Consider the following 11,812-nt stretch of genomic DNA (forward strand, 5'->3'; position numbering starts at 1 on the left):
CGAATCCCCCTTTTACTCAAAACTGATTATTATCATACAATAGTTAGTCCTCTTTATCAAGCAATTGCTTTGTATATTCTACATATCTTCGATGTACAGTTGCTTTTGAAACATCATGACCAAAACCACGAAGTGTTGCTGCAATTTCTTCAAAAGTTAATTCATTCCGGCGTAAACGTACAATTTCCTCAATTGGCACTTCTTTCTTCTCTCGTCCTACACTTAAATGACGATTCTTCAAATTATTTTCTGGACGATAACCTTTTTCTACTGCACGCTGCATACCACGTTTAATTTTCAAGTTATGAATCTTTCTTTGATACTCTTCAACAATACCAATAATATCTAATACCATCGAATCAGAATCCGATAATTGTAATTCTCCATTATGCGTATGCGTGTATACCTTTATTCCCTCTTTATGTAAACAGTGCATTAATGCAATCTTTGCATTCCCCCTACCAAGGCGCGTTTCATCTTGTATGAGTAGCACATCAATTTGTTCATCTCGAATTGTATCTAGCACTTCTAATATACCGTCACGTTCAATCGTATACCCACTAGCCTGTTCTTCAATTACCTTAGCAACATTCATTTGATAGCGCTCAGCTAAATGCAACAATTCATCTTTTTGACGTAATAATGACGTTTCTTGCGCTTCTTTCGTTGTACTCACACGCACATAAATAATTGCATTCATTATGACCCCCTCTTTCTCACTATTATTTCCCTCCAGTGTAACATAAATTTGCCTTTTGTTCGAACTTATGTTTGTAGAATGTTTTTTCGCATGTTATACTTATTAATAAGAAAAATGAAAGAAAACGAGGTGTTAGAAAACATGGAAAAGTTAACGAAACGCCAGCAAGACATTCTCGACTTTATTAAGCTAAAAGTACAAGAAAAAGGATATCCACCTTCCGTACGTGAAATTGGTCAAGCAGTCGGCCTCGCTTCTAGTTCTACAGTGCACGGACATTTATCACGACTAGAAGAAAAAGGATATATTCGACGCGATCCAACAAAACCACGAGCAATTGAAATTTTAGGTGACGATCGAATGGATACAGAAACACAATCTGTTATTCAAGTTCCAATCATCGGAAAAGTTACTGCTGGATTACCGATTACAGCAGTTGAAAGTGTAGAAGATCACTTCCCACTTCCAGCTAGCATTGTTGCTGGAGCAGACCAAGTGTTTATGCTACGTATTTCTGGAGATAGTATGATTGAAGCTGGTATTTTTGATGGGGATTTAGTTGTTGTTCGCCAACAACAATCTGCATACAACGGTGAAATTGTAGTCGCTTTAACAGAAGATAACGAAGCGACTGTTAAACGTTTCTATAAAGAAAAAGACCATTTCCGTCTACAACCGGAAAACTCTTCATTAGAACCTATCATTTTAAAACAAGTGTCAGTTATCGGAAAAGTAATTGGCGTATATCGTGATTTACATTAAGAATAATAAAAGAAGATAATTACCTTATTTATATACGGTAATTATCTTCTTTTTTGTATTTTGATAGATTTTCATACATTCTATTTCTTACGAACGAGTTTCAATCGTCACATCGCCAGCAGCTGTTTTACCACTAATCTTTTTACTACCATTGCCAATCGTTATATTTTTATTTTCTTCATTAAAAATCATCACGTCGCCAGCAGCACTTTGCCCCGTTATAACTGCATCTTGTGGTTTTTCCAATAAAGTTATATCTACATCACCAGCAGTTGAGCTTGCCTCTACATCATATTTAGGATCATGATCCATAATATGCACTTCCCCACTAGCCGACTTCGCCGTTACTTTCCCTATTACTTTTTTAAAGTTCACCTCACCAGCTTTTGTAGATCCCTCCACACTCTTAGCTGTGACATGTTTCAAATCTACTTCTCCAGCCAGTGTCCCAACACTTACACGCTCACTTTTCACATCACTTATCTCTATTTGTCCAGCGGATGAATTGACTTTTATCTCTTGGTAAGAACGTTCAGGCACGAGGAGAGTTATTGTAGAAGTTTGAAACCTAAAATCGTAAAAAGAAAAATCAAATGAAGCACCTTTTTCTCTTTCCCCAATAATTTTTAATGTGTCACCATCTTCGGCAATACGAACCTCTTGTTTACGTGCATCTCCTGTGTACTTTACATAAAAAGAAGAGTCGGGAGATTTTTGGACAACAATATCCCCAGCGTCTAACTTAACTTCTATATTTTTTAATGTTTCGTTTTTAATAACATCTTCTTTGTTTCCTTTTTCTGCAGTTTGTACTGCTTTTTCATATGTTTGCGAAATCCCTATTACTCCAATAATGATACAAGCAATTGCTACTAACAATATTTTTTTCATCATCTACTCCCCTTTTATCATTTTGAAGTTCCATAACACATAACGTACGCATAACTTTTTAAACCACTTCGTACTATAATAAGCGATAATACATAACAACAAACCTACTCCAACAAACGTTATACTAACGAATACATCCAACCATATAAAAGTACCCATAAATACTTTTGCAATAACAAAAAATGGTGTCACTACACTAGCAATCCCACCAACCCAAAAAGAAAATATAAAAGCGATAATGGCAACTAACGGTCCTAATACAATAATGAAATTAAACAAACTAAGTCCAATCGCTGCCATGACAGCCCTTGTTATATTCGAAGTAGATGGGTCCTTTTTCATTTCATCAAAGCGATATAAAGCAAGTAAGTCTTTCGCAATTACTTTCGGAGAGCCAAGGCCTTTTATTATTTCCGATTCAGTTTTTCCTTCTTCTATCCCAAACTGAAAATGCTCTTCATAATCAAATAAAATATCTTTCCTCTCTTCTTCCGGTAACTTTCTAAGATGACTCGATAATTCTTTAAGGAACTGTTCTTTACTCATCCCACTCCACCCCTTCAATAATTTCTTGTACGCCTTTTGCAAAATCACGCCACTCTGTTACTAACAAATTCAGTTGTGTTTCCCCTTGCTCAGTTAGTTGATAATATTTACGAGGCGGCCCCTCCGTAGATTCTTTCAAATACGTTTGAAAATACCCTTCTTTCGTTAAACGACGTAATAATGGATACACTGACCCTTCCGATATTAAAAATTTATTTGAGATTTGCTGAACAAGTTCATAACCGTAACAATCTTTACGTTTCACAAGTGCCAAAACACACAGTTCTAACACACCTTTTTTAAACTGAACGTTCAAAGTCAATCCCCCTTTCTCATTTCAGTACTGTTCAATACACGGTACCCGTTATATCCATAATATACCACTTAGTATTATTCATTGCAAGGTACTATATTTTTCGATACTTAATTTTCGAATTAAATACACCCACTTCATATTTCAACTTTTACATTTTCATTCATAGCTAGCACGCATTTTAAATAATCCACATGACTTTTTTGCGGGCACCCATCCAGTTCATTTCACAAACCTCTATTTGCCCATAAATAAAAAAAGCCCTGATACCGTAGTATCAAGGCTTTTCTCTCTCTTAGTATAGAGACATATATTGATCGCGTTCCCATTGGTGAACTTGCGTACGGAAGATGTCCCACTCAATCTCTTTCGCTTCGATGAAGTGCTCAAGTAAATGCTCTCCTAGTGCACCACATACTACTTCATTAGATTGTAATGTAACTAATGCTTGCGCTAATGTTGCTGGTAAGTCAACGATACCTGCTTCTTCGCGCTCTTCTTTTGTCATTACATAGATGTTACGGTCTACTGCAGCTGGTGGAGTTAATTTGTTTTTAATTCCATCAAGACCTGCTGCTAATAATGTAGCCATTACTAAATATGGGTTTGCAGCTGGGTCAACACTACGTACTTCTACGCGTGTACTAATACCACGAGATGCAGGGATACGTACTAATGGGCTACGGTTTTGTGCAGACCATGCTACGTAACAAGGAGCTTCGTATCCAGGTACTAAACGTTTGTAAGAGTTTACAGTTGGATTTGCTATCGCTGTAAATGCTGGTGCGTGTTTTAAAATACCTGCGATGAAGTGACGAGCATCATCACTTAATTGTAAGTCACCGTTTTGATCGAAGAATACGTTCTCACCATTTTTGAATAGTGATAAGTTACAGTGCATACCTGAACCGTTCACACCGTATAATGGTTTCGGCATAAATGTTGCGTGTAAACCGTGTTTACGAGCAATTGTTTTTACAACAAGTTTGAATGTTTGAATGTCATCACATGAGCGAATTGCATTTGCATATTTAAAGTCAATTTCGTGTTGCCCTGGAGCAACCTCATGGTGAGATGCTTCAATTTCAAAGCCCATCTCTTCTAGTTCAAGAACGATATCACGACGACAGTTTTCCCCTAGATCCATCGGCGCAAGGTCGAAGTATCCACCGTTATCGTTTAATTCTAATGTTGGATTTCCTTTTTCATCTACTTTAAATAGGAAGAATTCTGGCTCTGGTCCAAGATTGAAATCTGAGAATCCTAAAGCTTCCATTTCTTTTAACACACGTTTTAAGTTGTTACGTGGGTCTCCATCAAATGGAGTGCCATCTGCATTGTAAATGTCACAAATTAGACGTGCAACTTTACCTTTTTCAGCAGTCCATGGGAAAATTACCCAAGTATCTAAGTCAGGATATAAATACATATCAGATTCTTCAATACGTACGAAACCTTCAATCGAAGATCCATCAAACATCATTTTGTTATCAAGAGCTTTCGTTAATTGTCTCACTGGAATCTCTACGTTTTTAATTACTCCTAAAAGGTCTGTAAATTGTAAACGGATATACTTTACATTCTCTTCTTCCGCCAAACGGAAAATATCTTCTTTTGTGTACCTAGCCATTATAAATTCCTCCTTAGTCCCTCTAAACACCTTCAGAATCAGTTCTCTTTAGTGAAAAAACCTTGAAATATCCCCTTGTCGCAATGAAGTTCGATTAAATCTACCTGTATGTTGTAGTTCATCTCGAAGTATTTTGCGAAGCTCAGTTTTTGAAATTTCTTTCGTTTCTTCTTTTACTTTCACTGTTTCTGTTTGATTTTCTTTCATTAGTAACACTTGTTTAATACCAGCCATATTCAAGCCTTGATCTAATAAATCTTTAATCTCTAACAACTTATCTACATCGTTAAATGAAAATAATCTACGATTCCCCTTTGTACGGGTTGGAGAAACAAGATTATGCTCTTCATAGTAGCGAATTTGACGTGCAGATAATTGTGTTAAATCCATAACAATACCAATAGGAAACAGCGGGGCAGAACGTCTATCTTCTTTCATTGTTTCAGTTCCTCCTTCGCCTTAACTGCTTCTCATTTTATACCATGTTATGTTTAGTGTCAATAGATGTTAGCTTTTCTTACATGATTTTTTATAAATTTTTTCATTCTTTTTTCTAATGAAATAAATCATTACTTTCACAAGAAAAAAGCTGTCGAAATCGACAGCTTCCCCTTAAGAAATTGTTAATAATTCTTTTTCAATTAATGCATCAATTGCAGAACAAATCGCAATTTTTACATGTGAATAAGTTAACCCACCTTGCACGTAAGCAACATAAGGCGGACGAATTGGACCATCAGCTGACAATTCAATACTTGCACCTTGAATAAACGTTCCCGCAGCCATAATTACATCATCTTCATAACCCGGCATATAGTTGGCATATGGAGTGAAGTGAGAATTAATCGGAGATGCATATTGAATCGCTTGGCAGAATGCAATCATACGATCTTTATCATCAAATTGAACAGACTGAATTAAATCTGTTCGTGGCGCATTCCATGCTGGTGATGTATTCATTCCTAACTTCTCTAAAAATGCAGCTGTAAAAATCGCACCTTTTAGTGCTTGTCCCGCTACATGCGGCGCTAAGAAGAAACCTTGATACATTTCTTGCAGACTGTATAAAGATGCCCCCGCTTCCGCACCAATTCCTGGAGATGTTAAACGATATGCACACGCTTCAACATACTGTTCTTTACCAACGATATAACCACCAGTTTTAACAATTCCACCACCAGGGTTCTTAATAAGCGAACCTGCCATTAAATCTGCACCAACATGACATGGCTCTTGCTCTTCAATAAACTCGCCATAACAATTATCTACAAATACAACAACATCTGGTTTAATTTCTTTAACAAACGCTATCATCTCTTCAATTTGAGAAATAGTAAATGACGGACGAGTAGCGTAGCCTTTTGAGCGCTGAATACCAATCATCTTCGTATTACTATGAATTGCAGCCGCAACAGCTCCAAAATCAACAAGCCCCTCTTCAGTAAGCGGAACTGCATTATAACCAATATTATATTCTTTAAATGAACCTACACCTTTTCCGCGTACACCAACGATTTCTTCTAACGTATCATACGGCTTGCCAGTGATGTACAATAACTCATCTCCTGGACGCAAAATACCGAATAACGCTGTAGAAATAGCGTGAGTACCTGAAATAATTTGTGGACGAACAAGACCAGCTTCCGCTCCAAATACATCCGCATACACTTTTTCTAACGTATCACGGCCAATATCATCATAACCGTAACCTGTCGTCGGAATAAAATGCGAATCGCTAATTTTATGTTTGCGAAAACTTTCTAATACACGAAACTGATTACTTTCAATTACTTCATCCGCACGTTTATGTACTTCTGTAATTTGGCTTTCTACTTCTTTTACGATTGGAGCAATTTTTTCTCCATTTTTCAAACGATCAAACATTTTAATTTTCTCCTTCTTCCACTAAAAATCTCTTTAATTGCACATTAAGCGATGAATGAGCAAAAATATACCCTACGCAATCATATACAAATTTATCTTCTAAAAACTCCATCTTTGTTAAAAGTGTTTCCGTCTTCAATAACGTTAACAACTTACCTTCACTCGGAGGAATTTCCACTTGATAACAATTCATTTCTTCCTTCATTGTCGTTTCTATCGCTTCTTTTATATGTAATAAATCATTTTCTTCAAAAGCACTAGTCATTAAGAAGTCATTTTTCGGAAACGGAATAAAATTTTGATGTAATTCATCTTTTTTATTATATAACGTAATAATAGGAATATGATTAATTTCAAGTTCTGACAATAATTGCTTTACAGTTTTCTCATGCCCTATATAGTTAGGATCTGCAGAATCAACTACATGTAAAATAACATCCGCTTCACCAGCTTCTTCTAATGTCGAACGAAAAGCCGCAATTAATGACGTGGGCAAATCCTGTATAAAACCAACCGTATCAGTTAGTAATACTGTATAACCAGAAGGTAATGGCATCTTCCTTGTTGTCGGATCTAGCGTTGCAAACAACAAGTTTTCTTCAAATGTATCAGCTTCCGTTAATCTATTAAACAGCGTAGATTTCCCCGCATTCGTATATCCTATTAACGAAACTTGAAATACTTTATTATCTTTTCTTCTCTCACGATATCTTTTTCGATGCTCCACAACAACTGCAAGTTGTTTCTTTATTTCATCAATACGTGATCGAATATGACGTCGATCCGTCTCAAGTTTCGTCTCACCTGGTCCCCTTGTCCCAATACCACCACCAAGACGTGACAAAGACAACCCTTGCCCCATAAGACGCGGCATTGTATATTGCAACTGAGCTAACTCTACTTGAAGCTTACCTTCCCTCGACTTCGCACGTTGCGCAAAAATATCTAATATGAGTTGCGTTCGATCAATTACCCTCGCATCTAATACTGAGGATAAATTCCGAATTTGACTCGGCGTTAATTCGTTATTAAATACAATAACATCCGGTTCTAATTCTTCAGTTAACATTGTAAGCTCTTCTAATTTACCTTTACCTATATACGTCGCCGGATGAAACTTCGGTCGTTTTTGCGTTGTAGACACTAACAATTCTGCTCGCGCAGTCTTCGCTAGCGATGCAAGCTCTTTCATGGAATGCATAAATTTTTCATCATCTTCTTGCGGCAATTGACAGCCCACTAATATGACTTTTTCTTTTTCTTCCATCAAATATGTTCACTCATCCTTTTCGAAATTTAAACCTTCTAATATAATAGCAGAGGAAGCACATTTCATCTAGTTAGCGGGGGAGAAAATTCATGGCATGGGAGATTTTTAGCATCATAGGCACAATTGCTTTCGCACTAAGCGGGGCCATTGTTGCAATGGAAGAGGATTATGATATTTTCGGGGTGTATATTTTAGGAATGGCGACCGCATTTGGGGGAGGTGCCCTTCGTAATTTATTAATCGGTTATCCGATTGTCGCGTTTTGGCAACAAGACATGTTATTCCAAATCGCACTTTTATCAATGACAATTATTTTTCTTTTTCCAAATAAATTAATTAGACACTGGAAAAAGTGGGAAAACATCACTGATGCTATCGGCTTATCAGCATTTGCCGTACAAGGAGCATTATATGCCCAGAAATTAAATTTACCAATTAGCGCTACAATCGTAGCAGCTGTTTTAACTGGCATTGGCGGCGGTATTATCCGCGATCTTTTAGCCCGTAGAAAACCTCTCGTCCTTCGAGCTGAAGTATATGCTTTTTGGACGATTCTAGCAGGTTTCTTAATCGGCGCTCAAATTATTGTTAGTGATTGGGCTTTATACACCTTATTCATTTTAATTGTTTGCTTCCGCATGGTTTCTATTCATTACAAATGGCATTTACCACATAGACGTATCGACACAAACGAACGTTCAGTGCATAAATAGCAATCCAACCTCTTTACAGATCGTAAAGAGGTTTTTCTTTTCTAACGAGTTTTTCTTTACATAATGTTTATACTAATCCTCAAAGCGAGGTGAATATAAATGACAAACCATGTTAATAAAGGTGCTCAAAAAAGCTCAGTAGATCAAATTGGACATGATCCTAATTCTGCACACGAAAAAAGCGCTAAAATGGAGCGCTTCCATAAATCTTATCAAGAAAAAGCAAAAAAATAGTACAAGCACTTATAAAGAAAAAACAGACGCACAGTTTACGTACTGTGCGTCTCCTCTTCAAGCATCAAATCGCTACTTGATATCCCAATTAAATCATATTTATCATACGTATCCCCTTGCAACAAGCGCATAGCCTGTGTACGAATCGATTTTTCAACAATATTCCGTACATATCGTCCATTACTAAACGATGTAATTTGCGACGAGTACTTTACAGCATGTAAATGATCCCTAAATTTCCATTCAGCCTCTTTCGATAACTGGTATTCACGCTCTTCATACATCCTCTTCCCAATTTCTAACAGCTGATTTACTGAGTAATCCGCGAATTCAATTATAAATGGAAAACGGGATTGCAGCCCTGGATTTAACGAAAGAAAGTGATTCATCTCTCTTGAATATCCGGCTAAAATTAATACAAAACCATGTTGTTTATCTTCCATGTGTTTTACGAGCGTATCAATTGCTTCTTTCCCAAAATCTTTCTCTCCCCCTCGCGCTAATGAATACGCCTCATCAATAAACAAAATACCTCCCATTGCTTTTTTTATTAAATCTCTTGTTTTTTGAGCTGTATGACCGATGTATTCCCCTACAAGATCCGCACGTTCAGCTTCAACTAAATGCCCTTTTGATAGAATATTCATCTCAAACAACAATTTCCCTATCATTCTAGCAACAGTTGTCTTCCCTGTACCCGGATTTCCCTTAAATAGCATATGGAGTACTTGTTTCTCAGACTTCAACCCTATTTCTTGTCTTTTTTTATTCACATAAATCCAAGCATATATTTCTTTTATTATCTTTTTTATATCATCCATTCCAACGAGCTTTCCCATCTCTTCTTCAATTCTTTGCAGCATCTCATGTTTCGTAGTAGTTTCACTTGAAATTACCGTTTTATTTTCCGCAGCCGGTAAAGAAATTTTCTTTCGATGATTTAACACAATGTTAATTTGATTATTATTTTTCTTTCGCATCGATTGTTCCATACAATCACCTCATTTTATCCTGCATGAACAGGCAATAAGACTCCCACCTCAAAATTCAGCAAACGCGAGGAAGTTAGACGAAAGATAACTGCCTGTAAATGCCCGATTGGTTCAACTAATAATCAAAGGGGATAGACAAATACCCCCTGATTAAAGTTTCACTTTATCCACTCACCAAATATTATTATTCCCGTCTCCCTTGCAAATGACTATTTTCAGAAAAGTTTGCTATAATATAAGAAATAATGAAGGTGGTGGGACTATGGAGACAACGGAATTCCATGATACAATACAAGCCTTTTCTATTTTTTTATTGAATAAAGGCCGCAAACCTTCAACCATTAAACGTTATGTTTATGACATTGAAGATTTCGGACATTGGTTAGAAAAAAACAAAAAGCTCCCTTCCAGTAATATATGGGCTACACTTTGTACAAAAGACTATGAAGATTACTTTTCCGATTTAAAAAAGAATCGACATTACTCAGAGAAAACGATGCATCGTGTATTTATTGTATTAAATAGAATGCATCACTTTCTAAACATCCCTAATCCATTAAAGAACATGGAAATTTCTATTCAACCAGACCGCACACTTCGTAATGAGGATTTCATTTCATCTGATGAAGAAAAAAGATTAAAGCATATAGTCACTTCATTAGAAGGACTTTCAGAAAAACAACGTCCTGTGCGCCCTTTACTAATGGATCGCAATATCGCTATTTTAAACTTATTAATCGACTACGGATTATCCTTACAGGAACTTACAGCATTAACCATGCAGCACGTCCACTTTGAAACGAACAGATTATCTATCTCAGCGACCGCAGGGATAGAAAGAACAATTACATTAAATAGCGAAGACAAAAAACAACTATATACTTATTACAAAAGCATCCCAGAGCCCGTTCGTCCAAAATACCATAGTAATGACCCATTATTTATTGCATTTGATTTTAATCGCGGAACATACAGATGGGTATACGAAAATGATGCACCAAAGGGATTAACAGAAATCGCTATCCAAAAAATGATTCGCCTTGAAGTATCTAGAGCTAATTTACGTAAAGGAATCTCAGGACAACACTTTCGTAACACCTATATTTTAAACTTAATAAAAAAAGAAACTCCAGAATCAGAAATTATAAAATTAGTTGGATTTAAATCAAAAGTTTCACTCAAACGATATTATCAGTACGCAGAAAATAGAAAAAACGCCTTATCCTAAGGCGTTTTTTCTATTTTTTCTTTAAACAAACGATTTTACTATGACCATTTAACTAATTTTTGCATCTACTATGATGAGTTTCGTTCATATCCTCATGAGAAAGGAGAGATTTAATGTCTCATTATAACGACAGTCAGAACAAATTCTCCAAACCATGCTTTCCAAGTAGCGCCGGACGAATCCCAAATACTCCATCAATCCCAGTTACTAAGGCACAACTTAGAACATTCCGCGCGATTATTATCGATTTAACAAAAATAATTCCAAAACTTTTCGCAAATCCATCTCCTCAAAATATTGAAGATCTAATCGATACATTGAACCTACTAAGTAAATTTATTTGTTCACTAGACGCTACTTCCTCCCTGAAAGCACAAGGGTTAGCTATTATTAAAAATTTAATAACTATATTAAAAAATCCAACCTTCGTAGCAAGCGCTGTATTTATCGAGCTTCAGAATCTAATTAATTATTTACTATACATTACAAAATTATTCCGAATCGACCCTTGCACACTTCAAGAGCTTCTTAAATTAATAGCAGCATTACAAACTGCTTTAGTTAATTCCGCTTCATTCATTCAAGGACCTACTGGACCTACGGGGCCAGCTGGTGCTACTGGCGCTACTGGTCCTCAAGGGCCTCAAGG

General features: G+C 36.4%; 14 protein-coding genes. 5 read left to right on the plus strand and 9 right to left on the minus strand.

Going from position 1 to position 11,812, the window contains the following annotated elements; genetic code table 11:
• Window positions 1-43 precede the first annotated feature (43 nt).
• Window positions 44-700, minus strand: a complete 657-nt coding sequence (locus tag MR113_RS19190; protein WP_242256229.1) for a YneB family resolvase-like protein — start codon at window positions 698-700, stop codon at window positions 44-46.
• Window positions 701-841: 141 nt separating this feature from the next.
• Between MR113_RS19190 and lexA the strand changes: the two genes are divergently transcribed.
• Entirely contained in the window at window positions 842-1,462 is a 621-nt protein-coding gene (gene lexA, locus MR113_RS19195) for a transcriptional repressor LexA (protein ID WP_060631883.1), read from the plus strand.
• Window positions 1,463-1,549: 87 nt separating this feature from the next.
• Here the strand turns inward: lexA and MR113_RS19200 are convergent, their stop codons facing one another.
• The 7 genes from MR113_RS19200 to hflX form a co-directional block, all read right to left on the minus strand.
• A complete protein-coding gene (locus MR113_RS19200; protein WP_242256231.1) occupies window positions 1,550-2,356 on the minus strand; it encodes a DUF4097 family beta strand repeat-containing protein in 807 nt (268 codons plus the stop codon).
• Entirely contained in the window at window positions 2,357-2,899 is a 543-nt protein-coding gene (locus MR113_RS19205; protein WP_242256232.1) for a DUF1700 domain-containing protein, read from the minus strand.
• A complete protein-coding gene (locus MR113_RS19210; protein ID WP_001102620.1) occupies window positions 2,892-3,215 on the minus strand; it encodes a PadR family transcriptional regulator in 324 nt (107 codons plus the stop codon). Before MR113_RS19210 ends, MR113_RS19205 begins: the two co-directional genes overlap by 8 nt.
• Window positions 3,216-3,507: 292 nt before the next feature.
• Window positions 3,508-4,842, minus strand: coding sequence for a type I glutamate--ammonia ligase (gene glnA, locus MR113_RS19215; protein ID WP_242256234.1), 1,335 nt, complete (start codon window positions 4,840-4,842; stop codon window positions 3,508-3,510).
• Between the two features lie 48 nt (window positions 4,843-4,890).
• Entirely contained in the window at window positions 4,891-5,280 is a 390-nt protein-coding gene (gene glnR, locus MR113_RS19220; RefSeq protein ID WP_000656784.1) for a transcriptional repressor GlnR, read from the minus strand.
• A gap of 174 nt (window positions 5,281-5,454) precedes the next feature.
• A complete protein-coding gene (locus MR113_RS19225) occupies window positions 5,455-6,726 on the minus strand; it encodes a methionine gamma-lyase family protein (protein ID WP_242256236.1) in 1,272 nt (423 codons plus the stop codon).
• A gap of 1 nt (window position 6,727) precedes the next feature.
• Window positions 6,728-7,993: a GTPase HflX gene (gene hflX, locus MR113_RS19230; protein WP_242256238.1), complete on the minus strand. Its 1,266-nt coding sequence runs from the start codon at window positions 7,991-7,993 to the stop codon at window positions 6,728-6,730.
• 92 nt (window positions 7,994-8,085) lie between these two features.
• Between hflX and MR113_RS19235 the strand changes: the two genes are divergently transcribed.
• Together MR113_RS19235 and MR113_RS28390 are read left to right on the plus strand one after the other, a co-directional pair.
• On the plus strand, window positions 8,086-8,709 hold the full coding sequence (locus MR113_RS19235) for a trimeric intracellular cation channel family protein (RefSeq protein ID WP_048544241.1): 624 nt from the start codon (window positions 8,086-8,088) through the stop codon (window positions 8,707-8,709).
• Between the two features lie 99 nt (window positions 8,710-8,808).
• Entirely contained in the window at window positions 8,809-8,943 is a 135-nt protein-coding gene (locus tag MR113_RS28390) for a hypothetical protein (protein ID WP_256943109.1), read from the plus strand.
• A gap of 35 nt (window positions 8,944-8,978) precedes the next feature.
• Here the strand turns inward: MR113_RS28390 and spoVK are convergent, their stop codons facing one another.
• On the minus strand, window positions 8,979-9,935 hold the full coding sequence (gene spoVK, locus MR113_RS19240; RefSeq protein ID WP_242256240.1) for a stage V sporulation protein K: 957 nt from the start codon (window positions 9,933-9,935) through the stop codon (window positions 8,979-8,981).
• 262 nt (window positions 9,936-10,197) lie between these two features.
• Between spoVK and MR113_RS19245 the strand changes: the two genes are divergently transcribed.
• Both MR113_RS19245 and MR113_RS19250 read left to right on the plus strand, forming a co-directional pair.
• Window positions 10,198-11,163: a tyrosine-type recombinase/integrase gene (locus MR113_RS19245; RefSeq protein ID WP_242256242.1), complete on the plus strand. Its 966-nt coding sequence runs from the start codon at window positions 10,198-10,200 to the stop codon at window positions 11,161-11,163.
• 113 nt (window positions 11,164-11,276) lie between these two features.
• Window positions 11,277-11,812, plus strand: a 536-nt coding sequence (locus MR113_RS19250; RefSeq protein ID WP_242256244.1) for a collagen-like protein, incomplete at its 3' end; no start/stop codon positions are given.

Origin of the sequence: Bacillus cereus group sp. BfR-BA-01379 (genome assembly GCF_022663605.1) — a bacterium.
Taxonomy (GTDB): Bacteria; Bacillota; Bacilli; order Bacillales; family Bacillaceae_G; genus Bacillus_A; species Bacillus_A mobilis.